Origin of the sequence: Oceanobacter mangrovi (assembly GCF_019740315.1) — a bacterium.
Taxonomy (GTDB): Bacteria; Pseudomonadota; Gammaproteobacteria; order Pseudomonadales; family Oceanobacteraceae; genus Oceanobacter; species Oceanobacter mangrovi.
This window is the reverse complement of record NZ_JAHXZR010000003.1, coordinates 484,024-510,400: the sequence shown is the minus strand read 5'-3', so window position 1 is coordinate 510,400 and position 26,377 is coordinate 484,024. Positions and strand designations below refer to the sequence as shown.

27 protein-coding genes are annotated in these 26,377 nt (G+C 53.6%); 12 read left to right on the top strand and 15 right to left on the bottom strand.

What is annotated here, in order from left to right; all coding sequences use genetic code 11:
* Nucleotides 1-44 precede the first annotated feature (44 nt).
* The 4 genes from K6123_RS09055 to K6123_RS09040 all read right to left on the bottom strand — a co-directional run bounded on the left by K6123_RS09055 (nucleotide 45) and on the right by K6123_RS09040 (nucleotide 4,182).
* A complete protein-coding gene (locus K6123_RS09055) occupies nucleotides 45-698 on the bottom strand; it encodes a class I SAM-dependent methyltransferase (protein WP_221796859.1) in 654 nt (217 codons plus the stop codon).
* A 3-nt stretch (nucleotides 699-701) separates the two neighbouring features.
* Nucleotides 702-1,799, bottom strand: coding sequence for a murein transglycosylase domain-containing protein (locus tag K6123_RS09050; RefSeq protein ID WP_221796857.1), 1,098 nt, complete (start codon nucleotides 1,797-1,799; stop codon nucleotides 702-704).
* 55 nt (nucleotides 1,800-1,854) lie between these two features.
* Nucleotides 1,855-3,219, bottom strand: a complete 1,365-nt coding sequence (locus K6123_RS09045; protein ID WP_221796855.1) for a DUF1329 domain-containing protein — start codon at nucleotides 3,217-3,219, stop codon at nucleotides 1,855-1,857.
* A gap of 192 nt (nucleotides 3,220-3,411) precedes the next feature.
* A complete protein-coding gene (locus K6123_RS09040) occupies nucleotides 3,412-4,182 on the bottom strand; it encodes a TatD family hydrolase (RefSeq protein ID WP_246624718.1) in 771 nt (256 codons plus the stop codon).
* A 412-nt stretch (nucleotides 4,183-4,594) separates the two neighbouring features.
* Here K6123_RS09040 and K6123_RS09035 point away from each other — a divergent pair, with 412 nt between their 5' ends.
* Nucleotides 4,595-4,972, top strand: a complete 378-nt coding sequence (locus tag K6123_RS09035; RefSeq protein ID WP_221796852.1) for a hypothetical protein — start codon at nucleotides 4,595-4,597, stop codon at nucleotides 4,970-4,972.
* 21 nt (nucleotides 4,973-4,993) lie between these two features.
* Here the strand turns inward: K6123_RS09035 and K6123_RS09030 are convergent, their stop codons facing one another.
* Both K6123_RS09030 and msrA read right to left on the bottom strand, forming a co-directional pair.
* Nucleotides 4,994-5,728, bottom strand: coding sequence for a ParA family protein (locus K6123_RS09030; RefSeq protein WP_221796849.1), 735 nt, complete (start codon nucleotides 5,726-5,728; stop codon nucleotides 4,994-4,996).
* A 120-nt stretch (nucleotides 5,729-5,848) separates the two neighbouring features.
* Complete coding sequence (gene msrA, locus K6123_RS09025; protein WP_221796846.1) at nucleotides 5,849-6,481, bottom strand: peptide-methionine (S)-S-oxide reductase MsrA; 633 nt, start codon at nucleotides 6,479-6,481, stop codon at nucleotides 5,849-5,851.
* Nucleotides 6,482-6,540: 59 nt separating this feature from the next.
* On the opposite strand from msrA, the gene K6123_RS09020 reads away from it, so the two are divergent.
* Together K6123_RS09020 and K6123_RS09015 are read left to right on the top strand one after the other, a co-directional pair.
* Entirely contained in the window at nucleotides 6,541-7,284 is a 744-nt protein-coding gene (locus K6123_RS09020; RefSeq protein ID WP_221796844.1) for an MBL fold metallo-hydrolase, read from the top strand.
* Between the two features lie 14 nt (nucleotides 7,285-7,298).
* Nucleotides 7,299-7,949: a class I SAM-dependent methyltransferase gene (locus K6123_RS09015; RefSeq protein WP_221796841.1), complete on the top strand. Its 651-nt coding sequence runs from the start codon at nucleotides 7,299-7,301 to the stop codon at nucleotides 7,947-7,949.
* A gap of 84 nt (nucleotides 7,950-8,033) precedes the next feature.
* On the opposite strand, the gene K6123_RS09010 is transcribed toward K6123_RS09015, so the two are convergent.
* Nucleotides 8,034-9,902 (bottom strand): alkaline phosphatase D family protein, encoded by a 1,869-nt coding sequence (locus tag K6123_RS09010; RefSeq protein WP_221796838.1) that lies wholly within the window; start codon nucleotides 9,900-9,902, stop codon nucleotides 8,034-8,036.
* 201 nt (nucleotides 9,903-10,103) lie between these two features.
* Here K6123_RS09010 and K6123_RS09005 point away from each other — a divergent pair, with 201 nt between their 5' ends.
* Complete coding sequence (locus K6123_RS09005; protein WP_221796835.1) at nucleotides 10,104-12,035, top strand: VacB/RNase II family 3'-5' exoribonuclease; 1,932 nt, start codon at nucleotides 10,104-10,106, stop codon at nucleotides 12,033-12,035.
* Between the two features lie 143 nt (nucleotides 12,036-12,178).
* Here the strand turns inward: K6123_RS09005 and K6123_RS09000 are convergent, their stop codons facing one another.
* Entirely contained in the window at nucleotides 12,179-12,637 is a 459-nt protein-coding gene (locus K6123_RS09000) for a hypothetical protein (protein WP_221796833.1), read from the bottom strand.
* A gap of 349 nt (nucleotides 12,638-12,986) precedes the next feature.
* Between K6123_RS09000 and K6123_RS08995 the strand changes: the two genes are divergently transcribed.
* Nucleotides 12,987-13,220 carry a FeoA family protein gene (locus tag K6123_RS08995; protein ID WP_221796830.1) on the top strand — a complete coding sequence of 78 codons (234 nt, stop codon included), beginning with the start codon at nucleotides 12,987-12,989 and terminating at the stop codon, nucleotides 13,218-13,220.
* The gene (gene feoB / locus K6123_RS08990; protein WP_221796827.1) at nucleotides 13,220-15,517 is read left to right on the top strand and encodes a Fe(2+) transporter permease subunit FeoB; all 2,298 of its coding nucleotides are present in this window, start codon (nucleotides 13,220-13,222) and stop codon (nucleotides 15,515-15,517) included. The genes K6123_RS08995 and feoB overlap by 1 nt, the downstream gene beginning before the upstream one ends.
* 30 nt (nucleotides 15,518-15,547) lie before the next feature.
* Here the strand turns inward: feoB and K6123_RS08985 are convergent, their stop codons facing one another.
* Complete coding sequence (locus tag K6123_RS08985; RefSeq protein WP_221796824.1) at nucleotides 15,548-16,147, bottom strand: flavin reductase family protein; 600 nt, start codon at nucleotides 16,145-16,147, stop codon at nucleotides 15,548-15,550.
* 173 nt (nucleotides 16,148-16,320) lie between these two features.
* Here K6123_RS08985 and K6123_RS08980 point away from each other — a divergent pair, with 173 nt between their 5' ends.
* Both K6123_RS08980 and K6123_RS08975 read left to right on the top strand, forming a co-directional pair.
* A complete protein-coding gene (locus K6123_RS08980) occupies nucleotides 16,321-16,695 on the top strand; it encodes a hypothetical protein (protein ID WP_221796821.1) in 375 nt (124 codons plus the stop codon).
* Nucleotides 16,696-16,733: 38 nt separating this feature from the next.
* Entirely contained in the window at nucleotides 16,734-17,696 is a 963-nt protein-coding gene (locus K6123_RS08975; protein WP_221796818.1) for a bile acid:sodium symporter family protein, read from the top strand.
* Here K6123_RS08975 and K6123_RS08970 read toward each other — a convergent pair.
* On the bottom strand, nucleotides 17,681-18,565 hold the full coding sequence (locus K6123_RS08970) for a class I SAM-dependent methyltransferase (protein ID WP_221796815.1): 885 nt from the start codon (nucleotides 18,563-18,565) through the stop codon (nucleotides 17,681-17,683). The two genes, K6123_RS08975 and K6123_RS08970, sit on opposite strands and share 16 nt — an antisense overlap.
* Before the next feature lie 302 nt (nucleotides 18,566-18,867).
* Between K6123_RS08970 and K6123_RS08965 the strand changes: the two genes are divergently transcribed.
* Nucleotides 18,868-19,077: a cold-shock protein gene (locus K6123_RS08965; RefSeq protein WP_221796811.1), complete on the top strand. Its 210-nt coding sequence runs from the start codon at nucleotides 18,868-18,870 to the stop codon at nucleotides 19,075-19,077.
* A gap of 69 nt (nucleotides 19,078-19,146) precedes the next feature.
* Nucleotides 19,147-19,608 carry a DUF1289 domain-containing protein gene (locus K6123_RS08960; RefSeq protein ID WP_221796808.1) on the top strand — a complete coding sequence of 154 codons (462 nt, stop codon included), beginning with the start codon at nucleotides 19,147-19,149 and terminating at the stop codon, nucleotides 19,606-19,608.
* On the opposite strand, the gene K6123_RS08955 is transcribed toward K6123_RS08960, so the two are convergent.
* From K6123_RS08955 to K6123_RS08935, 5 genes are all read right to left on the bottom strand, one after another.
* On the bottom strand, nucleotides 19,609-20,400 hold the full coding sequence (locus K6123_RS08955; protein ID WP_221796806.1) for a hydroxypyruvate isomerase family protein: 792 nt from the start codon (nucleotides 20,398-20,400) through the stop codon (nucleotides 19,609-19,611).
* Entirely contained in the window at nucleotides 20,384-21,271 is an 888-nt protein-coding gene (locus tag K6123_RS08950; RefSeq protein ID WP_343223975.1) for an NAD(P)-dependent oxidoreductase, read from the bottom strand. The genes K6123_RS08955 and K6123_RS08950 overlap by 17 nt, the downstream gene beginning before the upstream one ends.
* 320 nt (nucleotides 21,272-21,591) lie before the next feature.
* Entirely contained in the window at nucleotides 21,592-22,575 is a 984-nt protein-coding gene (locus K6123_RS08945) for an alpha-L-glutamate ligase-like protein (RefSeq protein WP_425517704.1), read from the bottom strand.
* Nucleotides 22,575-24,104 (bottom strand): inactive transglutaminase family protein, encoded by a 1,530-nt coding sequence (locus K6123_RS08940; protein ID WP_221796801.1) that lies wholly within the window; start codon nucleotides 24,102-24,104, stop codon nucleotides 22,575-22,577. Before K6123_RS08940 ends, K6123_RS08945 begins: the two co-directional genes overlap by 1 nt.
* Nucleotides 24,101-24,769: an ATP-dependent zinc protease family protein gene (locus K6123_RS08935; RefSeq protein ID WP_221796798.1), complete on the bottom strand. Its 669-nt coding sequence runs from the start codon at nucleotides 24,767-24,769 to the stop codon at nucleotides 24,101-24,103. The genes K6123_RS08940 and K6123_RS08935 overlap by 4 nt, the downstream gene beginning before the upstream one ends.
* Before the next feature lie 476 nt (nucleotides 24,770-25,245).
* Between K6123_RS08935 and lrp the strand changes: the two genes are divergently transcribed.
* On the top strand, nucleotides 25,246-25,734 hold the full coding sequence (lrp, locus tag K6123_RS08930; protein WP_221796795.1) for a leucine-responsive transcriptional regulator Lrp: 489 nt from the start codon (nucleotides 25,246-25,248) through the stop codon (nucleotides 25,732-25,734).
* 32 nt (nucleotides 25,735-25,766) lie between these two features.
* Nucleotides 25,767-26,360 (top strand): TetR/AcrR family transcriptional regulator, encoded by a 594-nt coding sequence (locus K6123_RS08925; RefSeq protein WP_221796792.1) that lies wholly within the window; start codon nucleotides 25,767-25,769, stop codon nucleotides 26,358-26,360.
* The last annotated feature ends 17 nt before the right edge of the window (nucleotides 26,361-26,377 follow it).

The following is a 26,377-nucleotide window of genomic DNA, read 5'->3' as shown; positions in this document are numbered from 1 at the left end:
ATCTGTCTCCTTGATATTTTTGCCGACACCTTAGCAGAAAGCCTTTACGGATGATCAGCCACAGCAACAATTTCTATCGTGACTGACTCGTCAAAATCACCGATAACCGGCAGCGTTGAACTGGCAAATGTCGCCAGTACCTTGGCGTCGCCAATGGCGGCCTGACGGTAACCACTGGCTGATATCGGCTCGGCCAGCAAACCGGCTGGAATCTGTCGGCACAGCTCGGCTAATAACGGCCGGCAGTCGGGGTCATACAAGAGGTCACTGCCCAGAAACAGGTCGATCTCACTCCAGTCCTGCCCTTGCCATGGCCGCCAGTCAACGCCATTCAATGCGGCATTGTATTGACTCGCCTGCAAGGCCAGCAGGTCAATATCCATCCCCCAGACGGTCGCTCCGGCGCGCGCGGCGGCAATACCGGCAATACCGGAGCCGCAGCCCACATCAAGAACCCGCTTACCAGATACGGCTTGTGGATTGGCCAGGAGCCATTGTGCCAGCGCCCGGCCACCGGCCCAGGCAAATGCCCAATACGGCATATTGGCCCACATTTCCGTGATTTGCTGGCTCTCAAATAGCTGGTCATCCGGCACCTGCAACAACAACAGTCGTAACGAGTGCAGTTCCGTCTCACTCAGATCCGCAAAGTTCCAGCCTGGCAGCTGCTGCAGGCATTGGCGTAGCTGTGCAGGCATACCTCAGCCTCCAGCCGCATAACGACTTTGTGCTGCGCTGACCTTCTTGAGGTAGTTACGTGATTCCTCACTGGGATGAGAAGTCAGGATAGTGCGGTACACCTGGCTGGCTGGCATGGCATTGATGCGATCAATGGCGCGGCGGCGGTCACGGTTAAAGGTTTTGAACAGATTGCCGGCGCCACCGTTATAAGAGGCAATCACACAATAGAGCCGCTTCTGCGGGTCGATAATCCCACTGAGATAACGATCTCCCAAAATCGACAGATAGGCGGTACCAATATCAATATTGCGCTCCGGCCGAAACAGCTCATCGCGAGATGGATGACCAGACTGTTGATATATCTTTTCGTAAACATCCTTGCCCGCGGTCCGCTGCATCACCTGCATCAGCCCATAAGCTCCCACTGGCGATACCGCAAACGGGTTAAAGCTGCTTTCGGTTTCAATCACCGCCAGAATCAGCGACGGATCAACACCATAACGATTGGCGGCCGCATTGACATAACTGCCGTACTGACGGGCACTGACCTGCTTGAACTGTCGCACCATCGGAATGGTCAGCCAATAACGGTCACCGGATTGTTGCAGCCGATGGGCCAGCAAATAATCGGCATAGCGCTGCGCCCGCCAGGCGTATTCCACCGGCTTGCCATCCTGATCCACTACCTTGCCCGCCAGAAACGGCTTGCCGGTCAGACCAAAATCCGCAGCGGTATAAAGATCAACATCCGATGGATTGGCCGGTGTCAGCAAGGTTGCCTCCACCGCATGACGCATCGACTGGATCGGCGTTTTGCTGCCGCGACTTTCAATTCGGATCAGTCCCTGATCAAAGTCAATCCGTACCTGGGTATGGAAGTCATCGAGGTATTTAACCAGCGAATAAACGCTGGAGACCTGTAAATCCTGCCCCCAGACCTGGTTGGCCTGCTCCGGAAAAAACATAAACTCCAGAATCACCGATTGCACATCACTGGACAGATTGACGAAGTCATCCGGTAGTTCGGGCGTCGCTCGCGCCGACCAGCCCGGCAGCCACAGGCCAACAACCAACAGCAGCCCGCGAAGCTGCCAAACGGCGGGAAAGTTCAGGGTCATATAGTTACTTCAGAAATCGTTACAGGCCGCAGTGTAGCGGCCTGCAGGAACAGTGTCAGCGTTTCGCCTGACGACGCACTGCACTGGTGGAAAAATCGCGTTCGGAGAGACCGGTATCGAAGAATTTCAGGGGGTGTCCACGTTCGTTATCCAGCCCCTCAGCGTAATAGCGTCCGGATGGAAAATCGTAGGTGACCTCCAGCGTGGTGTAAACCATCTGGATATCATAATAATTAATCACATGTGCTTCAGTCAGCTGCTGTAGCTCGCCGTTGGCGTCGTATTCTTCGGCATAGATGATCTGCCAGGAATCCTCATCCAGGTAGTAGCGACGCTTGGCGTATTTGTGACTGAAACCGGTACGCAGGTTAGCTTCCAGCACCCATACCCTGTGTGGCTCATAACGCAGCCATTGCGGATCCGGGTGACGGGCCGCCAGAATATCATCGACCTTCAGATCGCCCTGATGTACCCGATAGGCGTTGTAGGGAATATAGATTTCCTTTTTGCCTTCCAGCGTCCAGTCGTAATAGTCCGGCGCGCCATTAAACATATCCACCTGATCAATGGTCCGTAGCGCCTGGGTATTAGGGTCTGCCGTATCGTAAGCCAGATCCGGAGTGCGTCGCAGACGACGGGCATCAGCACTGTAAATCCACGACTTGCGCGGTGAACGCATCTGATCCAGTGTTTCATGCACCAGTGTCAGCGTACCAGCATGTTGCGGCGGTGACAGCGTCTCACGGGTCAGCAGGAATATCTTGTTGTCGAGATCACCTGGTGCAAGCCCAGGCTCACTGTATTTGAAGTAATAATTGTATTCGCGCAGGGTGTCCATACGCTGGCCATTAGCCGTTACCAGCGAGCTTACGGCTTCATAGGACACCGTCAGCCCCCGGAATCTGAGCGTATGATTCCAGAGCACCTCCAGGCCATTGTCGGGTATTGGAAACGGCGTTGCCATAGTCGCACCGGTAACACCGGAACCATAAGGCAAGAGTTTCGCCCGATTGGCATTTGCCCGAATGGCGTCATAAACATATTGCGGATACGACGCACTGCGATGGGATGGATATACATTGATAAAATAATCAGGAAATTCCTTTAACAGCTTTTGCTGGCCGAACGTAAGGCGGTCCAGATGCTTTTGCATATTGCCAGCATCAATACGGAACAGTGGCTGCTCCCTGCCATAGGGATCAGGATGAAACGGCGTATCCCACGGCCCTTTATCCTGGGCCAACCCGCCACTCCAGGCGGGGATATCCGAGCCATTGCCGGCACGCTCAGCACCAACCGGCGTTAAATCATTATCAAGACGGCTAACATCCCTTGTTTCACCATGAGAATTGTTATTGATTACCAATAACAAGGAAAACACCGACGCAATCGCAGCGCGGGAGATAGTGATACATTTCATATTAAATACGACGTCCTGAACCGGCGGGGTAACCGGTTTGGTTATTGTAATTGTTATGTCGCCGAGCCTAGCCCAAGCTTGCTCGGGCAATCAATTTGATACTACAAATCACTACAATCCTCTGATTTTAAATATTCCCACCGAAGCATGAATAATACTTAAGAGTGATAGCTGGAACAATGTAACCAGCAGTTACCGATGAAAAACCTGCTGAATCAGCTGCCACTGCTGCTCTTGTAACTCTGCCATTGTCACCTCCTTCATGGCCGCCAAGGCCGCGGCGGTCAGAGGAATAAACTGCGGGGTGTTACGCTGTAATGAGGTGATAGTGGGAATCATATCGGGCGCATCGGTTTCCAGTAACCAGCTGTCGAGCGGTAGGGCCGTTACAGTTTGCCTCAAGCGGGTCGCACGCGGTGACAACAACAAGCCGCCCAGCCCCAACCGGACCCCCAGCGCGAGATAATTGTGCGCCTGCTGCAGGCTGCCACTGAAAGCATGAATCACGCCGCCACCGGTAAATCCCGACCGTTTAATCCGTGTGGTGATTTCGTCATGAGCGCCGACACCGTGCAGTATTACCGGCAAGCCGTGCTGTTTCGCCAGTGCTAACTGGGCATCAAACCAGAACAACTGCTGTTGCCGCAGCTCTGCGGTCTGGCCCTTGCGAAAATCCAGGCCGAATTCCCCCACTGCAATCGCATCCGTCTGGCCCAATGCCATATCCAGCCAGTCGAGATCTGGCTGCTGATGGCGCGCCAGAAAACAGGGATGCAGTCCCAGTGCAAACCACCAGCCCTCCGGGCGACAAAAATCCGCCAGTCGTTCACCCTGATGGCGATCGACCGCCGGAATAATCAGCTGTCTCACCCCTAGGTCGCGGCAATGCCGCCAGATTTCATCCCTGTCCTGGTCAAATAACGGGAAATCAAAGTGGCAGTGTGTATCGATCCAACCCGGCATATTGGAATATTTTGTCATCTAAAAGCCCGTAGTTAGACAAAGTTTAACTAATTCCGCTCAGCCACGTAACGGGCCGGTTACGCAGCACCGGATAACCAGCACAAGCCAGATCTGACGCCATGCACCAAACTGAACCCGGATTTGCCAGAATGCTCTGCCAAATAACCCGATTAACCTGATCTCACAGGCTTTCATCGCAATAAAGGATCGAATATAAACCCCAAGGAACATATTGCTGAAATATACCGAACACAGCACAAGGATAAATATTGGCAAGTTGTTTGCTGAATGCTTTTACAGAGCAACAGCGGCAAATAACGATCCATCAGCTAGAATTCTGGTTGAGTCAATATGACTGGTTGTTTATTGCCAGCGTGCTATTACTGAATTACCTCGATAACGGGAGGACGCTATGAAACTTGCGCCTCATGAGCTTCGTGATTGTGTTATTCGCCCTACCATGAAATATCTTGGTTGCGATTCCATTGCAGTAGAAAACTTCCTGATTGCCTTGTCACAAATGCAACAAGTTGATACCACTGCCGACAATAGCCATTGTTCGATTTACCCCATTAACCGCAATATGCACCGCGTTTTGTGGGATGAACATCTGGCATTTGATCCGGATCGTGCCAGCCTGGTCAGAGGACTGGCATCTCAGCGTCAGTTCCTCAACGACCCGGATATTGAATTACAAACCAACCTGGCCTACGCCACCGCCATTGCCTGGGCAATGTACGTGGTTTACCCCGGTGCCAGTGAATTACACGCGATCGCCCGACCGGGCTGACTCAGCGCTTGCAGACGAGGGTTAAAGCTTCAGCTGCTGCCGAACAGCCTGCCACAATTCCCGGTAGGCTCGCGACAGCGGCACATGCGGCAAGCAACTAACGATCGGCGCCTGCAACTCCAGCATCCGTTCGGCACTGGCTGAATGGCCAATCTGCACCGGTAACAGCCCGGCAATGGTTGGCGCGGTTTCTTCCACCCACCGAATATGCGCGGCCTTGCGGCGATCAACCTGGGTAACGAACGGCATCCACTGCTTTTTCTTCAGCCAGTCGAGATGCTCAACGCTTTGTTCATAGGCACGGATCGACAGAATCGATGGTTCTATTGGCACCAGAATACGATCCACTGCCTGCAGTACGCCTTCAATCTGGGGCGTCAGCAGCGGCGGACAATCAATAATAACCAGCTGATATTCTTCACTCAGGCGACTGATAGCGTCTGCCATGGTCTGCCGGGCTGCCCGTTTATCCTCGACGCTTTGGTGAAATTTGCGTAACGACAGGTCGGCGGCCAGCACATCCAGATGATCGTACTGAGTATGCTGGATGAAACGCCCGATAGGCTTCCCTTCACTCCAGACCTTGTCCTGCTTCTGGTCAGCGGCAACCCCCAACAACCAGGTCGCGGCACCCTGTGGATCAAGATCCCACACCAGAGTACGCACCGAGTCGGCTGCCGCCAGGGCCGCCAGGTTCACAGCGGAGGTGGTTTTCCCCACCCCTCCCTTGAGCTGAAATACCGCCAGAGCTTTCACCAGCTGTCATCCCTAAATAATCAAAAAGTACCAGTCTAGCAGAGTTTTCTGACAGCCTGATTGCGACACAAGCCGCATAGCCACAACATCTAACAGTGGTTAGCTGCCATCAAACAGCTGTTAAATTTCCAGCTCAACACCACAACCACCGAGGCCACAATAACCATTCGGGTTCTTGGCCAGATACTGCTGATGATAGGCTTCCGCCAGGTAATAAGCCGGTGCCACCATGATTTCCGTGGTGATATCCGGCTTGCCAGCCTGTTGCAAGGCCTGTTGGTAGACATCCCGGCTGACTGCCGCACGAGTTAGCTGATCGAAGTCTGGCAAATAGATACCGGAGCGATACTGGGTGCCCACATCGTTGCCTTGCCGCATTCCCTGAGTCGGATCATGGCGCTCCCAGAACACCTTCAGCAACTGCTCCAGGTTGATCTGTTGTGGCTGATACCAGATCCGTACCACTTCGTTGTGACCAGTCAGCCCGGTGCAAACTTCGTCGTAAGTTGGGTTCGGCGTATGACCGGCGCAATAACCCACCGAAGTTGAATAGACACCTGGCAAACTCCAGAACGCCCGTTCGGCCCCCCAGAAGCAACCCATTCCCACAATCAGTTCGTCCATCCCCTCTGGTCGTTCACCAGCAATACGATTGCCATTCACAAAGTGATGACTGGCGGTTTGCATCGGGGTCGCCCGGCCCGGCAAGGCTTCTTCCGCTGTCGGAATCGCCATTAATTTTGGTCGCCACATGGCCTTCTCCTGATTCTATTCGGTGTATGCTTGAGCGAAAGCGCAATTCGAAACAGTCTATGACAACACAACTCCAGCCTCTATCCCTGTTCTTTCATGGCACCGGCAGTGGTGGCCATCTGGCTTTGGGCAGCGCCGCAGCAACCTTGCAGGTGGATCAACAACCCTTGTTGCTGATTGATTGTGGCCCCGGCACACTGGCAGATTTTCAGCGCCGCTATGGCTGTTTGCCACCGGCGTTGTTTATGACACACGCTCACATGGATCATATCGCCGACCTGGAAATTCTCTCGGTACGGGCACGACTGCAACAACTGCCACCGATTCCGATGTTTGTGCCCTTGCAGGTCATTGCCATCCTACACCAGCGGCTGGCGACCTATCCCGGTGCCATGGCCGAAGGCGGTCATAATTTCTGGCAATCCTTCCAGTTGATTCCGGTCAGCAGCAGTTTTGAATGGGCAGGCAAAACCTTCACGGTGTATCCGGCGCGCCATCATGCGCCGGGCTCGGCCTGGTCACTGCATCTGCCTGGTTGTTTCTTTTATAGCGGCGACACCCGGCCAATTCCGGAAACCCTGCATCATTGCCTCTGCGGTGGCGAACGGATTTTTCATGACTGTGGTCTGATCGCCAATCCATCCCATACCGGGCTGGATGATCTGGCGCGGGAATATACCGACGCGGTCCGTCAGAGACTGGTGTTGTATCACTATGCCGATCAGGCAGCTGGAGAACAATTGGCTGACGCCGGTTATCAGGTTGCCAGCCCCGGTGACTGTTTTGAATTACCAACACTGTAGCCGTATCACTGGTGATGAAATTTCCCCAACCAATGCAAACGGCCCTGCAGCGAATGTTGGCCGACGCCCGACTGGAAAACCAGCCATTACAGGCCTGCCCGCCAATCAGTCTGGCCTTGATTGCGGCTGAATGTCTGGAGCGACCATTTTCTGCTGATGAGCAACTGCGCATTGCTGATTTTCCGGCTTACTGGAGTGTTTGCTGGCCCGGCGGCCTGGCATTGGCCAACTTTATTCTGGCCAACCCTCAACTGGTTGCCGGCAAAACCCTGATGGACGTTGGTGCCGGTTCCGGGCTGGTGGCGATTGCCGCCATGCTGGCGGGCGCCAGCAAAGCCATTGCCTGCGACCTGGACCCGGCTGCGCTGGTTGCCTGTGAATACAATGCGGCCTTGAATCAGGTCCCCGTGGTGTCACTACAGGACTACCGGGAAGCTGGAGAGATGGATGTGATTTGTGCTGCCGATCTGCTTTATGACGACTCGAACCAGCAGTTATTATCGGATTTTCATCGTCAGGCAAGCAGTGTCTGGCTGGCCGAATCCCGCCAACCGGATATCCGCCATCCGGACTATGAACTGATCCAGCAAAGTGAATTTGCTACCGAACCCCTGTCGAGCCAACCAGACCCTTACCGATTCGCAGCACTCTATCGCAGTCGTTAAATGAAAAACGTCCGCTACCTGCAACAGATAACGGACGTTAGATTTTGATCAAACAGCACGCTCAGGCTGCTACCAGCTCCAGGCTCAGGACAAGGCAACGTTTTCCAGTTGCAGATTACCGCTGTCCGCCATCACCTGCATGCGTTTGGCTGTGGTGGCGGTATAGTCGCTGCTGGCGATGGTATCGACGAAAATCCAGTCACAGCTGGCTTTTTCTGGTGTAAAGGTCACCAGTGTAAAACCACGCTGACCGGCGTTGAGGTATTCCAGATCGTCGACCAGCGTCTGAATCACCATTTCAAACTGGGCTTGTGCAGTCTCATCCGTACCAAAACCGGCGTACAGCTCCAGCCCCGGCGAGGTCACAGATGAAGTCGCAAACTCAACCCCGATTGTCGCAGTACGATCAACCGCCAGCGTGCTCATATCGAGAGGATAGAGATTGCTGGCCCAGGCATTGTGCGTATCACCGGCCAGAGATATCAGATTAACGTTGCCGGAGCCGGCCGCCGCTTTGATCTGGGCAAACAATGATTGCCGGGCGATTTCATAACCGTCCCAGGCATCCAAGTTGTAAGGTGCTGTGGTGTTAACCAGTGCAATTTGCTCGTCCGTCAGCGTGCTTTCATAGCCAGCATCAATTGTGGCTTTGATGGTATAGAGATTGGTCAGTTCGGTGGTCAGCTGGGTCTGTAAAGCGGCCACGGTTGTTTCGTCTTCAGCAGCTTCCAGCTGCCCCAACAGCAACAGCAGGCTTTGCGGCACGTACATACGGCCCATCAAGACTTGCTGGCCCAGTACATCCCACTTGGCATCCGAAGTAGCGATGCTGTCGCCAAACCAGGTCGATTGCTCGGCTCCCAGCAGTACCCGACTGGTATCGGCCATGGCGGTCATAAAGGCGGTGGTATCGACAGAATAGCTCGCGGTAGTCGCGTCGTAGGTGAGGTAATCGTTGTAGCTCAGCTGTTTGCTGCGAGCAACGATACGGGTATCAAGCATGTGCAAACGCACCAGATCACCAAAATCGAAAGCCCGGTAAATTTTGGTGGTATCTGAACCGCTGCGAATTGGCAGCCATTCATGATAGGCCTGAATCGCGGCTGCACGACGTTCCGCAAAGCTGCCTTCGGTTGCCTCATCGTGGTTTTCAGCACCATCAATATAAGTATCGTTGGCCAGTTCATGGTCATCCCAGACACAGATAAACGGCTTGGCCGCATGAGCTGCCTGCAAATTGGTATCCGTGTGGTACTGGGCATAACGATGACGGTATTGATCGAGCGTCAGCAGCTCGGCAGCTGGCTCTGGCTGGCGGCCATCAGCATCCTCAGTAGGATATTCATTGGAACCATATTCATAGATGTAATCGCCCAGATGTACCACGGCATCCGCTTCACTATTGGCGATCTCGGCATAGACGTTAAACAGCCCGGCCGGGAAGTTGGAACAGGAGCAGACCGCCAGCTTAACGCTGTCGACCGAGCCTTCTGGCAAGGTTTTGGTGGTACCCAGCGTGGATGTTTCACCATCGGCGGCGGAGAACTGGTAATAGTACGTGGTATTAGCGCTCAAGCCGGTCACATCAACCTTGACGGTGTAGTCGGCGTCGGCTGTAGTCGTAACCGTGCCAGAGGCCACCACACTGGTCAGCGCTTCGTCAGTTGCGACCACATAGTCGACCTCTGCCTCGGCATCATCTTCGGCATCTTCATAGGGTGTGACACGGGTCCAGATAATCACCGCATCGGCCAGCGGGTCGCCGGAGGCCACACCATGACCAAACACATAAGCAGTCGTATTGGTTTGCTCTTGCTGTTCAGCCGCCGAATTGTTGCTGTTGTCATCATCGCCAAAACAACCCGTAATGACGGCTGGCACAGATACTGCTCCAGCGGTACCGGCAGCTGATTTCAAAAAACGTCGACGACTCAATCCAATAAAGCGTTGCATACGGAAATCCCTGGAAGTGTGGAACCTGGCCTGCCACGGTTTGCGACACGGGTTGGTAGCCGGGTTTATTTTTGATCTTGGGTCCATATTCTTTCCAAAGTGTTAAGAATTAAAGACAGCGACACAGATACCAAACTGGCCTAAGCGGAACCGCTCCATTACACTCTACGACCTTTTTTTGAATGGCCGGGATTGATCGGGATGCTAGACAAAAACGCACTGTCACAACTGCAATCGCTCAAACAGGAAATCCACAACAGCATTCCCAGATACGAAGGCAAGGTTCGTTCAACCGCCGGTCGCTTTGGTTTTGCTGTCACCGACGACAACCAGCAGTTTTATCTGGCTCCGGAAGAGATGGATAAAGTGCTGCCGGGTGACCGGATTGAATTTCGCGTTGAGCAGGTTGACGAGAAAAAATCACAGGCGTTGATCGAAAAGCTGGTCTGTTCAGAAATCACCCGTTTCTGCGGTCGCTACCTGGTCAAGGGCAAGGGCCACTTTATTGAAGCGGATCACCCTGCCCTCAACCGCTGGATTTTTGTTGCGCCCAAGCAACGCGCTGGCGCCCAGGACGGTGACCTGGTCGCAGCAACCCTGTCACAGCATCCCTACCCGCATGGTAAAGCCCAGGCATCGATCACCCAGGTAATCGGTCAACCCGGTGATGCCGGTGTTGAAAACCGCTTTATGTGTGCCAAGTGGGAACTGCCAACCGAGTTTACCGAAGCCCAGCTGCAAGCGGCTCGTGCTGAAGTTGAAAAAGGCATTAGCGAACAACTGGAACAGCGTCTGGATCTCAGTGAGTTACCGCTGGTGACCATCGACTCTGCATCCACCCGTGACCTCGATGATGCCCTGACCGCGACGGCCAACGACAACGGCTGGTTGCTGCAGGTTGCCATTGCCGACCCGGCTGCCGTGGTAACACCCGGCTCCGAGCTGGACCAGTTGGCCCAGCAGCGCGCCACGTCTGCCTATTTCCCCAACATGATGCTGCCAATGCTGCCAGCTGAATTGTCGGAACAGCTGTGTTCACTGCAGCCAGGTCAACGCCGGTTGGCACTGGTCGCGGATATTCAGGTAATGGCCGACGGCGCCAGTGAACTGCTGCAACTGCGTCAGGCCAGCGTGATCAGCAAGGCCAAACTGAGCTACAGCCAGGTTGCCGAATTTATGGCTGACTCACAGCAAGGCGATATTCCGGCCGAACTGCAAGCATCCCTGCAGGCACTGGCCGACTGCTACCGGGCACTGGCCAGCTATCGTCAGGCAACCGCCCTGATCATGGATGAACGTCCGGACTATCGGCTGGCAATGAACGAACACGGCAAGGTCACTGAAATCCTGCGCCTGGATCGTAACGATGCCCAGAAGCTGGTGGAAGAATGCATGCTGGTGTGTAACCGCCAGACCGCCAACTGGATGGCGACCCGCGAGACCGGTATTTTTGTGCAGCATAAAGGTATCCGCAGCGAACGTATTGGCGATGCCAGTGCCTTGCTGAAAGACACCCTGCAGCTGGAACAGAAGCCCAAGTTCAAAACGCTGGAAGCCTATGTTGATCTGCTCAAACAGGCGGCCGCTTACGAGGGCTCGCTGAAGTTGAAAGACATCCTCAACCGTCAGCTTGATCGCAGCGTACTGGTCACCGAAGCCACCCCACACATGGCGCTGGGCTTCAGCAGCTACACCACCATGACGTCGCCACTGCGCAAGTATAATGACTTGCTGGTGCACCGCATGATTGCTGCCAGCCTGCAGCAGCAGGACAAACTGACCGTCAGTGACGAATTACTGGGCAGCATCCAGGAACGTCAGGGGCGTGCCCGCGTGGCTGCCAACCAGGCAGAATACTGGCTCAAACTGCAGTGGCTGCAAACCTTGCCAGCAGGTGCACAGTTTGATGCGGTCATTCATTATGCCAACCAGTCATCGATTACGGTTCGGCTGGATGACTTTGGTATCGATGGTCAGATTGATCGTCGTAAAGCCAAAGAGTGGAGTTTTGACAGCAAGACCTTTACCCATAGCAAGGGTGAAGAAGCCTTTGTCATTGGTCAGGCAGTGCGCGTCAGCATTGAAAATATTGACCCGGCCAAACGGGAACTGAAGTTCAAACTGTGCCAGTAACAATAACCGGCAGTAATAAACCGGGTGCCTTACAGCCGCCTGGTTTATACCCCGATTATTGTTGCCTGGCATACCGCAGACATAAAAAAGCCGGTTCGTTATGAACCGGCTTTTTTATTGGGCAAGCACTCAGCAGCAAACGATCAGTTTTGCTGCCAGTCTTTTACAGTTTCAATACCGAATTCGGCAATCCACTGATCCAGCTGACGAGGGTTACGCTTGATTTTTTCAACGCGCTCGCCGCTGTTTGGATTAACATATACACCAACCGCCAGTTTGGCTTTTGGCTGGGCTACTTTCTTTTCACGTTTGCCGGAACGAACACCAGCGCGCTCAAAATGTTTGCGCAGGCTGCTGTAAATGGCTGCAGGAACGTCCTGTTTTGCCATGCTGGTAATCCAGCTTTCAATCTGCTCGGCACGAGAAGCATATAACTCTTCTTCGCTAACGGCGCTTTCGGTACAAAGACGTTTGATTTCGTTATCAAACTCCTGCAGACCTTCCAGCTTCTTTTCGTGGTCTTTTTTCAGTTGCTCCAGTTCCAGAATTTTCTGCTGGTGCTGCTGAATTTGTTTATCGATATCGTTATCCAGGATGCTCACAATCACCTCAACAACTTTTGCAAGTATAGTTATTTAAGTTACCGGGCCCGATCCATGAACCACCTGTAACATGTTGTTTACAAAACCAACCCGCAAAATTATCTGCAGGAGTGATACGACAATAATAAACCAGTTATTTCGATTTATACAAATACTGATAACCGTCAAGTTGGTAATTTCAGAATAGATGAATATCTATTTTGTGAATATTAGCCGTGAAAATTTCCGACAACAGGGCAGCATGCTGACCTGAATGGCCACTTGCCACAAAGAACGAGAACCGCTTGCCCAACAAAATGATAAACATTATCATCTATTTTCACATTTTCTTAACTTCGGGGTCCGCCGTATGAGTACATCACTGGATCAGGCCGCAATCGGTTCCGTCGTCAGGGTCACGGGGTTCGCTGCAACCGAAGCGCAATTCCGTCGCAAACTGTTGTCACTTGGGGTTGTCCCCGGCGCAGAACTCACTGTCTGCCGCGTTGCGCCGCTCGGCGATCCGATCCAGATCCAGCTCAAGGGTCGTTCCGTCAGTCTCAGGAAATCAGAAGCCGCGATCCTGCAAGTGGAGGGCATTTAATGAAACCAGCCACAATTGGCCTTATCGGCAACCCCAACTGCGGCAAAACCACTCTCTTTAACCAACTCACCGGTACTCGTCAGAAGGTCGGTAACTGGCCCGGTGTTACGGTTGATCGCAAGGAAGGCGCAGTTACCATTCGCGAGCAGCAACACGTGCTGGTCGACCTGCCAGGCACCTATGCGCTGGACTGTAACGACGAAGAACTGTCACTCGACGAAAAGATTGCTCGCGAGTTTATTCTTTCCGGTGAATCGAGCCTGATCGTCAATATTCTCGACGGCAGCAACCTCGAACGTAACCTTTATCTGTCAAGCCAGCTGCTGGACATGGGCGTGCCCATGATCGTCGCAGTGAATATGCTGGACGTGGCTGAGCGTGAAGGCATCCATATCGATGTGCAACAGCTGTCCAACCTGCTGGGCGTACCTGTGGTGCCAATTGTCGCTGCCAGCGGTGAAGGTATCGATGAATTGCGCCGGGTGGTTGGCCATGCGCTGGAACATTCTTCCGTACCAACCCCGGTTTGGCGAATCGACGGCCCTCTGCACGAAGCAGTAGAGGAAATCCTCCACAGTTTCGGCACCACGGCTACTCACCCTCGCTGGTACGCGGTGAATATGCTGGAAACGTCCGCTTTGCCAGATAATTGTGGTATTCCCGGTAACGACAATCTGTCCTCGCTGGCAACCCAATGGCGCAACCGGCTGGAAAGCGAATATCACCAGCCTATTGACGTTATTATCGCCAATTCACGTTTTCAGACCCTGCAACGCATTGCCGGTCAGGTGACCACCCACAACGGCAAAAGCAAAACCATTACCGAGCGGATCGACGATATTGTTATCAACCGTTTCATTGGTATTCCGTTTTTCTTTGGCGTGATGTACCTGATGTTCACCTTCGCCATCAATATTGGTGGCGCCTTTATCGACTTTTTCGATATCGCCTCGGCAGCCATTTTTGTTGATGGAACCCATTATGTGCTAGAAGCTATTTCATTGCCGGATTGGCTGGTAACCATTATTGCCGATGGTTTTGGTGGTGGTATCCAGTTGGTTGCGACCTTCATTCCGGTTATTGCCGGTTTATACCTGTTCCTGTCGATCATTGAAGATTCCGGTTATATGGCGCGGGCGGCCTTTGTAATGGATCGTCTGATGCGTGCAGTTGGATTACCGGGTAAATCGTTTGTCCCCCTGATTGTAGGTTTTGGCTGTAACGTGCCTTCAGTTATGGCTGCCCGTACCATGGACACTCAAAAAGATCGTTTATTGACCATCGCCATGGCGCCTTTTATGTCCTGTGGTGCCCGGCTGTCTGTATTCGCTCTGTTTGCTGCCGCCTTCTTTACCGATAACGGCGCAACCATGGTATTCAGCCTTTATATCCTGGGTATTGTTATGGCACTGCTGACAGGTCTGGCTTTAAAGAACACCCTGTTCAAGCCTGAGCTGACGCCATTTGTGATGGAATTACCGGCTTACCACATTCCAACAGTCAAAGGCGTGTTGCTGAAAACCTGGGAACGTCTGCGCTCCTTTATTCGCCGTGCGGGTAAAACCATTATTATCGTTGTGACCATCCTGTCGTTCTTTAACTCGATTGGCAGCGACGGTTCCTTCGGTAACGAAAACAATGAGAAGTCCGTATTGTCCGGCTTCGCCCGGGTAGTAACACCAGTACTGCACCCGCTCGGTGTTGAACAGGATAACTGGGCAGCAACCGTGGGTATTATTACTGGCCTGTTCGCCAAGGAAGCTGTGGTCGGTACGCTGGATGCGCTTTATAACCCGGAAGATTCTGCGGATGACGGTGAATACGACCTGATCGGTTCACTGACAGAGGCAGTAATGACCATCCCGGCTAACCTGATTGATGTATCCCACAATCTGCTCGACCCATTGGGTCTGAGTCTTGTGGGTGCAGATCAGACCGAAGAACAAGGCGTGCATGCCAGCACCTTTGGTGCCATGGCTAGCCTGTTTGGCAGCCAGCTCGCAGCCTTCTCCTATCTGGTTCTGGTGCTGCTTTATACCCCATGTGTCGCCACTCTGGGAGCCATGGTTCGTGAAGCGGGTAGCCGCTGGATGCTGTTTGTTGCGGGCTGGAGCACCGGTTTGGCCTACACTTCCGCAGTACTGGTTTATCAGATTGGCAGCCTGCCACAGCATCCGCTGAGTTCAAGCCTGTGGATTCTCGGCTGTATTGGCTTTATCGGCGGCTCACTGCTGTTGATGCGTCGTCACGGCAAACGCCGCGACGCCCAGTTGATTCCAATCGCCCAGATTGGTTAACAGCTGTTCCTGAATGCTGGGGCCAAGGCCTCAGCCAGGACGCTTGCGGGTCAGCAGCTCACCCAGCAAGCTGTATTCGGCACCGCCTAGACGTGCCAGTGGCGCCAGTAATTCCGGATCGATTTGCTGGCGCTCCCCCACCTGCATCATCACCTCTTCAGCCACATACATAGACTCGACCTGCAGCAACGTCAGATGCTGCTCGCCCAACTCCAGCTGTTGTTGAAAATGGCAGGCGAAAGCGACCGGAGTATCCACCAAACGCTGCTGTTCGCCGAATGGTTGTAATCGCAATCCCAGACGCTCCACTTCACTGTCACCAAGTGCCAGACTGGCCGAACTTTCATTGAGGCTGTCGATCTGGCTGGCCGTCGCAATGTGCACCACCGCTTTGCCGGTGCGCTGCAAATTCACCCAGGTATCCTTGTCTTCTCCGGACGGCTTTTTGCCGATCGATACCAACAAGGTTGGCGGGTTGGAGCATACCGGTGTGAAAAAAGAAAAAGGGGCCAGATTACTCGAGCCATCTTCGTTGTCGGTCAGAATCCAGGCGATGGGTCTAGGGATCACCGCCTGGGTCATCAGGAAATAACGCTGGGCGGGGTTGCAATCGTCAAACTCAAAAATCATCTAGTGCTCTCCAGTTGGTTGCTTAATCCATTGCTGGTTTGTCAGGCCAACGACTGCTTCAAAAATCCGGGGACATGGTCACTGCCCTGCCATCAAAACATCATAGACACGCCATCAAGGCGTCATTGCCATGGTGAGTAATCAGCGACACAACCCAGCCGGAGTATTAGTGCATGATTGCACGCTTTATCCGTCACAGCCTGATCGCCTTTGTCACCGTCGCCGCACTCTTGCTCAGTGGCAGCCAGAATCTGCCGTCATACTGGCACAACTGGCAACAGGCCCAAACCCGCTGGCAATATCTACAGCCAGACTGCAAGCAGCTCCAAAGCCCGAACTGTTTGGCCCACTGGCGACTATTCCTCAGCCGCACCATGGACTACAACCGTGAAGCCAATCAACTGCCCGGCTTTTTATGGCGCCGTTGGCTTTATCCTGAGCTGCCCGACTGCCTCAGTATTCCAGCCGCCTTGATTCCAGCCGCCAGTCAACTCAGCGTGATAACCAGCCAGCGGTTATGCCAGCCTGACGAGCGGATTGAATCCTGATAAGGTCAGCGCTGATTTTGACTGCCCTCCGGTGATCCATGTTTTCCCTCCAATCCCTGTTTCCACTCTTGGCGATGCTGGTCAGCTTGCTGGCCTGGCATGACCCTCAGCCCCTGATCGTCTGGAAAGGTGCCGTGATCCCGTTGCTGATGGTGATCATGTTTGCCATGGGGCTGACCCTGCGCTGGCAGGATTTTCGCCGCATCGCCCGTAAACCCAAGCCTCTGATGCTGGGCGTGGGATTACAATTTACTGTGATGCCACTACTGGCCTGGCTGCTGGCCCGGGTGCTGGCCTTGCCGCCGGAACTGGCGCTGGGAATCCTGATGGTCGGTGCCTGCGCAGGCGGCACAGCATCCAATGTGATGACCTATCTGGCCAACGGTGATGTGGCCTTATCGGTCAGCATGACACTGGTTTCGACCCTCGCCGGCATTGTGCTGACTCCAGCCCTGTTGCTGCTACTGGCCGACACCAGCATCCAGATTGATGCCATGGCGATTCTGTTTACCACCGCCAAAATCGTCGTTTTACCGTTAGCCGCTGGTTTGCTGATCAGCCAGTACCTGCCAGACTTGCGACGTCAGTTGTTTCCCCATCTGGGCAAGGTTGCTACCGCCGCTATTTTGGCGATCATCGCCATTGTGGTTGCTCTCAACGCCGACGAACTGGCCGTGGTTGGTACCACTACGGTGGTTGCTGTGATGCTGCACAACCTGCTTGGTATGAGCATTGGTTATGGCGTCGCCCGGCTAAGCGGTATGACGGCAGCCGAATGCCGTACCATTGCCATTGAAGTGGGCATGCAAAACTCTGGTCTGGCGGCGGCATTGGCGTTGAAATACTTCACGCCAATGACGGCCTTGCCAGGTGCCTTGTTCAGCATCTGGCACAACATCAGTGGTTCGCTGTATGCCAGTTACAGCCACTGGTACATCCAGCGGGCAATTCGCCAACAGCGCCAGCAAGCCAAACAGTCAGGCTGTCACGGGCACGAATAACGCAGCACCTTGAGGCCAGCGGTATCGGTGGCCTCAACAAAGACTGACGGCGTGGCAATTCGCTCGACAAATGTCCAGTCTGGACATTCCTGCTCGACACAGTGATGTAAAAAGGCTTCACCCAGCTCCGGCGCATTCAGGCACAGCAGCAGCTGGGCTGACGGCGCCAGCATTTCCCGCAAGCGGCGTAACAGGCGTGGATAATCCTTGCGAATACCAACACTGCCCTTCTGGAAAGTTGGCGGATCACAGACCACCAGATCGTAGGGGCCGTGTTTTTTCAGACGTCCAAACGAACGGAAAATATCGACGCCTTCAAACACTACCCTGGCAAGGTCGTGCTGGTTGAGACGGTGATTTTCCCGCCCAATGGTGAGTGCCCGGCGGCTCATATCAACATTAACCACTTTGTCAGCCTGACCTGCAATCGCAGCCACCGAAAAGCCACAGGTATAAGCAAACAGATTCAGTACCCGCAGGCCGTTGGCGTGCTGTTGTACCCACTGGCGACCATTGGCCATATCGAGAAACAGCCCGGTGTTCTGAAACTGACCGAAGCTGAGCTGATAATTTAGGCCGTGCTCTTGCGCTACCATTTGGTCAGGAATCTCGCCGTAGAGAGCTTCCAGCGGCGCCATTGGCCGGCAGCGATACTGCACCAGTACATCACGAGCCGCCGGAATATCTGCCTTCAGGCGGGCCGCGAGCTGGGCCAGCTCACCCACGTCCATTTCATCGTAGAGCGTGATCAGCACCAGTGGTGCATACCAATCGATATTAATGAACTCATAACCCGGGTAGGCATGGCCACGACCATGGAATAACCGACAGGCTGAGTCCGACTCTGGGAGGGAAAACGTAATCATCATTTTTTTATTCACAAAACAAGGCCAAACGGGCCAACTTTGGCCATAACTGATCCAACTTTCTGCCAAAACGACTGAACAAAGAAACTATTTGACAAGAGTTCTTGGTGCCATGCTTCCGGTAGGCTACTATGAGTGTGCGCTTCGACAGCGTTATCGACGATTGCTCAATAACCACTCAACGGTGAACCAGCAGAAAATCGATAGCGGCATTGCTAGATTGCTTTCCGGACCTCCGGCCAGTACGACAGTGCCAGAAACAATGCATTAATTGGCTTCGGCCAGCACTACCCAAGGATATACCAATGGCAGAACAAGTTCAGGGCACTGTAAAGTGGTTCAACGATGAGAAAGGATTCGGTTTTATCGAGCAGGAGTCCGGTAAAGACGTATTCGTACACTACAGCGCCATCAATGGCGGTGGTCGTCGTACACTGGCCGAAGGCCAAAAAGTTACTATGGAAGTAACTCAAGGTCAGAAAGGTCCTCAGGCTGAAAACGTAACTCCTATCTAATCAGCCTCGCTGTCAGAGTCCGGCCTGCCGGGCTCTGCAGTTTTTCCAGCCTTCCTACCAGAGCGAATAGTGACTTTGACAGTGCTTGATCAAGGTGAGCTGTTCGAGATTCCCAATCCCTGTGTTGGTATTTGTACCAGCAACAATAAGGGGTATTGCAAAGGTTGCCTGCGCAGTCGTCAGGAACGCTTTCACTGGAATGACTTCACACCTAATCAGCGCCAGCTGGTCATTAACCTGTGTGAAAAACGTCGCCAGAAAATTCTCGCCGCCAGAGTTCCGAAACCAGCTGAAGAAGTCGTGCCGGAAAACTCTCCACAGACAGACCTGTTTGCCGAGATGCCAACCGGTGTTACCACGGCTGGAACAACCGAACAGACTATAGCCGTGATACCAACAGAAGCGGTCCCAGATCAACAATCTGCTCCAGCGAGCCAGCCTGCAGTTCCTGCAACCATTGACGTAAATACTGAGCGAGCCTCGACCCAGCCGCCATCACCGACAACCGGGGATCAGCTCGGTTTGTTCTGATCAGCCTTGCATCTGCAGGGGTTCAAAATACTGCAGCCAATCCAGTGTCGCTGTCGTCGCCTTGCTGGGACGATATTCCGCCCCAACCCAGCCTTCATAGTGGCTTTGCTCAATCGCCTCAAACACTTCACGGAAATGAATGCGGCCGGTACCCGGCTCTTGCCGCCCAGGCATATCAGCAAACTGGATATGACCAATTTTGCGACCGTGTCGCTTCAGAAAACCCAATACATCTACGCCCATACGGGACATATGGTAGACATCAAACTGGGCCTTGATATTGGGATGTCGCAGTTCAACCATGATCGCCAGCATTTCCCGACCGGTACAGACCAGAAAATCCGGCATATCAAAGCGGTTAATGGCTTCAAACGTGGTGGTAATACCAAACGGCGCAAAAGCGTCAGCGGTAATCTTGAGGTTGGTGGTAAAGGTTTTCATGTATTCGTCGCGCAGTTCCGGCTGCTTGCAGCGGCCTGGCAACACATTCACCGTCGGCACTTTTAAGGCCCGAGCATAGGACAAACATTCCACCATGGCCGCAGCGTATTCGGCCGTCTTGCGCGGTACACTGGCAAGCCCTTCGCCACCATCCATCAGGTCACCAGCCGGGACATTGATCAGCACCAGTTCCTGATCGTTATCCACCAGCTGGCGTTTGATATCGGCAATCGGGTATTCATAGGGGAACTGGATTTCGACAGCCCGAAAGCCGTCACGTCGAGCCGCCGTAAAACGCTTCATAAACGGCAGCTCTGAATACAACATCGACAGGTTAGCGCTTGGTTTCACCCAGTGTCTCCATATACAAGTGAACCAGTGTCGCCGGATCCTGGTCAGCAAAGCCCTTGCCAGCATGCTGACGCATCAACTCTGCGCCCAGGCCAGCCATTGGCACGGCACTTTGCAGGGATTGCGCAAGCGTATTGGCAAGGTCCAGATCCTTTAGCAGGGTTTTCACATGCCAGCGAATCTCTTCAAAATCGTGTTTGGCCATTTTTGGCCCGGTTAACTGCAGCGGGATAGAGTCGGCGAATCCGCCCTGCAAGGCGACCGGTAAAAGTTCGGTTTGCACTCCCGCTTTGGCAGCCAGGGCAAACACTTCGGCCATAACCAGTACATTACAGCTTACTAACATTTGGTTACAGACCTTGGTCACCTGACCAGAGCCAACGGGTCCCATATAGGTAACCCTTTGTGACAATGGTGCCAGTAATTCGCGCAGGCTATCGACAGTGGACTGCTGCCCGCCGACCATAATTGCCAGCGTGCCTTGCTCGGCACCGGCCACACCACCGGAAACCGGTGCATCAACCCATTCCATGCCGGTTTGCTGCTGCAGCCGAGCGGCCATATCGCGGGTTGCCTGCGGCGCAATGCTGGAGAAATCAACCAGCAGCTGGCCCGCCCGGGCACAGCTGGCAATCCCCTTGTCACCGAATACCAGCTGCTCAACAGCGGCGGTATCCGACACACACAGCATCACCACGTCAGACTGCTCAACCAGATCCGCGACCGATGCCGCCGCAACAGCGCCTGCTGACGTAACCGCTGCCAGCTTGTCCGCCGAACGGTTCCATACCCTTACAGGATGCCCGGCCGCTAACAACCGCTTGGTCATAGGCACTCCCATCAGCCCCATGCCAATAAATCCAGCTCTCACTTTGACCACTCCAGCCACAACCCCGTAATAATTAGTGTTTTTTATCCGCCTTTGCCGGGTTTGCCAAGGGCCATATTCCAGCCAATATTGACCTGAGTAGCCTATCAAACCAGACAGCAAATCTGCTGGCGGTACGGAAAGCTGGCCAGTATATGCCAGATTCCGGCACGGGTAGGTGAATTTAATGTCAGATTGTGACGGTCAGGCCGTCGGAGCAGAGCTTGCAACGTGACCCCTGTCGCAACCTGTTTCCAGAGTTATGGAAGGCGTTGCGTCAGGAGCCAGAAAAGGGGATACAAAAAGGACTAAGCGATAGCTGACTAATCAGCAAACCATTGCTGACTCAAACGTACCCGTTCAGCCACCGGTTTGCGGATTTCGGCGTGGCTGAGCTGATCAATTTTGCGCAAACGAGGTAACAGCCCCTGACCATTGGCCATCTGAATCGCCAGCCCTGGACGGGCGTTCAGTTCCAGTAACATAGGGCCACGTTCGGCGTCGATCACCACATCAGTGCCCAGATACCCCAGGCCGGTGACATCGTAGCAACGGGCCGCCAGTTCCAGCACGGTTTGCCAGTGTGGGATCTGCAGTCGAGCGAGGTCTTCACCGGTATCCGGATGAATTTTCACCCGCTGGCCCTGCATCACACCAAAAATCGCCTTGCCGGTCAGCAGCGAAATCCCCACCCCTACAGCGCCCTGATGCAAATTGGCCTTGCCGTCAGATGAATGGGTCGCCAGTCGTGTCATTGCCATGACCGGGTAACCACGACAAACAATCACCCGAATATCCGGCACGCCTTCATGGGAAAAGCCAACTAACGACTGATCGAACTGGATGCAATGTTCAATGATGGCGACATCTGGCGTACCACCCAGGCTGTAAAGACCAGCAAGAATATTCGACACATGACGCTGAATTTCCTGCAGGCTCACCAACGCGCCACTGGATTTGATCCAGTGATCACCATCACGCCCCTGCAACACCAGAATGCCTTTGCCACCGGAACCCTTTGACGGCTTGATCACAAAGGAATTCAGCAGCTGCAAATAGCGTTGCAGATCAGCAACCTGGTGCTGCGACTCGATCACATCAATCAACTCCGGCACCGGAATATCAAATTGCTCCGCCAAGCGTTTGGTTTTCAGCTTGTTATCGACCAATGGATAGAAAGCCCGGTTGTTATAACGGCTGATATACAAACGATTGCGGGCATTCATTCCCAGCACACCGTTACGACCAAGAACCGCCGGAGCAATCAGCATCTTGCGCAGCGGTTGCCACCAATTCAGCAGCGCCATCAACGGGTCTCCATATCCACAAAACGCCGTAACTCCAGCAGGCGATAACCTGTGTAAGTGCCCAGAATCAGTACCAGTGCCAGCACCACCAACTGAACGCCGATAAAGTTGAAGGTGAGGTGCTGAATCAGCGGATTATTCATTGCCCAGAACGCCAAAACCGCGGTCAGCAACGAACCACCACCCTGTTTTACCACTTCACGCGGGCCTTCTTCTTCCCACAGAATGGACATGCGTTCGATGGTCCAGGACAGGATAATCATTGGGAAGAAGGTAATTTTCAGACCTTCGGTCAGACCAAACTTGTAGGCCGCCACACTGAACAGACCAATAATTGCGATCACGGTAATAATCACCGCCGATATTCGCGCCACCAGTAATAAATTAAGCCGCGACAGATAACTGCGAATCACCAGTCCGGTCGCCACCACCACCAGAAAGCCGACCAGCCCGGTGATCAGCGAGGTCTGGATAAAGGCCAACGCAATCAGTACCGGCATAAAGGTCCCCGAGGTCTTGATCCCTACCAGCACCCGCAACAGACACACCACCAGCGCGCCAATTGGAATCAGCAGAATGGTTTTGAACATCGCCTGTTCTTCCACCGGCAAGCTGTGGATCGAAAAGTTCAGCAGCTCATGCTGGTCCGACAGCCGGTTAGCCACTGAAGCAAAAGCCGACTCTTCCTTGCGGATCATCGAAAAACGCAGCTGTGAATTGTCAGCGCCAGTAACATCAATCACCGGATCGCCACGCTGCTCCCACAACAAGAGCGGTGCATCGGGATCGAACAGCGCCGGATTACGCTGTTGCAGTGGCACATCAAATACCTGGCTGGACTGTCCCTGCCAAACCCGGATGTAGGGTTCCAGCAATTGCTGGCGACGACCGTCCTGCAGCCGTAAGCCATAAACCACCCGCGCCGGAACTCCGGCCATATTGAGCATGTTGACCAACAACCCTGGCAATTTGTCGTGGTACTGGCTGACCAACAGCTGCACATGCTGGGCCTTGGGTTCCGCTTCAAAGGCCTTCAGTAACTCGCGGGTCAGACTGAAATGATCGGCCGACGTGCTGTAGGCCTCTTTCACCACCTGAGCAACCGCGCTGGCATAAGGCTCCGGCCAGCTGGCCTGCATGATCGGCGGCGCCTTTTCGGTCATCAGGTCGTGGGCATCACTTTCGAGTAAATCGACCCGATAGAACAGTACCTGACGGCCCTCCGCACTGCGCTTGGTCCATTCCGCTGCCGAGTGCTCCCCCTGAATAAAGTTGAGGCCATAGCCCGGTGAGGCACCACTGTCACGCAGCACCATAAAACCCGGCTGCGAATCTGGCGTCGCCAATCGAACCCGCACCGGTTCGCCATGAGCAGTGAATTCCAGCTTGGCTTCAACCGACCAGATGCTCTGCGACTCGCCCGGTAGCAAAGGCACATCAAAAACCCAGTGGCGATGCAGAATCTGGCCGATACCAGCGGCCAGTAACACCAGTACCAACAAGGCATAGGGTAAATTACGTTTGATCATGAGGGATTTTTCTCGACCGGTACCACGGTCTCATTGGGGTGGTACTTTTCGTTGAGGAACTGTTTACCGACGTCGATCAGGGTGATGTCGCGAAGGAACGAACGTCCCAACAGGATTGGATAGGTCATGTGCGAACGGTCGGTGAGGGTAAATTCGGTCTGCTGCTGCAAGGTCTGACCGATATGCACGGTCAGTTCAATTACCGGACGGCGATCAGCCTCGTCAGCAGAAGACTGACGGATCAGAACGTTACGCACGACCGGCGCTTCTATTTCGATCGGCTCAGCTTCGTCATCATGCTGCAGCTGGAAACGCACCCAGGGTTCACCGTTCCGCTCGAAGCGCACAATATTCCGGGCACTCAACGATGAGGTGGTTGCGCCGCTGTCGATACGAGCCCGGTAGTGATGTCCCGGTGGAGCCAGATAAATCCACTCGGTAGCCCCAACAATCAAACGACCGTCCAGCTCGTTTTGCTCAGCTGGTTGCGGTTCACAAACCGGCTGCTCGGCTTCCAGCGTTTGCTGCACATCGCCGAGCTGACGGGTCAGTGACTTCAACTGCCGCCGCTGCTGCTGCAACTGCTCAGATACCGAGGAAATATCCGGACAGGTCAACTCAATCCGCGGTTGATTACGGCTAACCACCGCTTCAATCTTGTCCATGGTCACATCCCGGTGGGCTGGGCTGGGCCAGCTACTGCATCCTGCAAGAATCAAAAAACACACAGCCAGTACAGCTCGCCAGGCAGGCACAAACATTCAATTACTCCAGGCAAAAACCGGATTATCCAATACAAATGGCCGCCATTCTGCGGCCGATTAATCCAACTGATGAGATGCTTTGTTGGTCGTTGGCGAACCACACTGCCGTAATAGCCGGAATTCTGACCTTACAGACGTTTCATGACGTTCAAGCCCGTATTCACAAGTCTACAATGCCTCCGACAAACGCCTTTTAGAGTACTATCAGCACCATCGCGGTAGCCGGATTTGTGCCAAAAGGTTGAGACCTGGCGCAAAATCTGTCCTATTAATGGTGGGATTGCCCGATAGTACAATTAACAAAAGCTGAAAACTCCACCAGAATGCTCATGGTTGGATATTTCCACCAGCGTATGAAAACAGCAGCGGGAAATTTCATGAAAGCGACGGGTAAAAAGCGGCAGCTGGATCGTCTCGACAAACGTATTCTGAATGAGCTTCAAAAAGACGGCCGGATCAGTTACGTCGATTTGGCAGACAGAATTGGCCTGAGTTCCACCCCTTGTATTGAAAGGGTCAAACGACTCGAAAAAGAAGGTTATATCCTGGGTTATTACGCCCGTCTTGATCCAGCCATGCTGGATTACAGCATGCTGGTGTTTGTAGAAATCTCACTTTCTTACCAATCTCCCGACGCGTTCCAGAAATTCAATCAGGCAGTTGCTACCCTGCCCTATATTCTGGAGTGCCATCTGGTATCAGGTGATGCAGACTATTTGCTCAAGGCACGTATCAACGATATGTCAGAATACCGGGCGCTGCTGGGCGACCTGTTATTGACGTTACCAGGCGTAAAAAACTCCAAGAGCTATATTGTTATGGAAGAGGTGAAGGAGAGCTCGCTGCTTCCAATTGAGGAACGCTGATTCCAGCCCAACGATAAAAAACGGAACAAGATATGGATACCAGAAGGCTCAAGAGTCGCGCCAAGTTGCGCAAGGCACTGGCAGAACTGCTGCAGCAACATTCACTGGAAGATATCAGTATCGAACAAATCGCCGAGAGTGCCGGGGTAACCCGGCCGACTTTTTATTCCAACTACCAGTCTCGCCAGGACATCGTTAACGAACACGTGCGTGATTGGCTCGACCAACGCCAGCAGCGTCTGGATCAGTTTGTATTTGATGACAGCCTGCCATCACCGCAGCGAATCAAGGCTCTGATCGAACAGACCTGTCTGCTGGCAATTGATCCCAACGACACCCTGCTACACCTGGCCTTGTCTGGCCGGGCTGGCAATACTGCGCTGGAACTGGTGGAACAACAGAACCTTGAATATTTCCGCCGTCGCGCCAGCCAGCGCTTTATGGTCGATCTGAGTCAGCAACAGCTGGAACTGATGTCGACCTTCTATAGCAGCGCCACCATTGGCATCATGCGGGCAATCTTTCTGAAGCGGCTGGATTACCAGCCGGAGCAACTGGCCGAAGACATCGCCAATATGATTTATGGTGGTATCGGCCACATGTTTCTCAGCCATACCCCAACCTGATCAGATCCTGATCACGG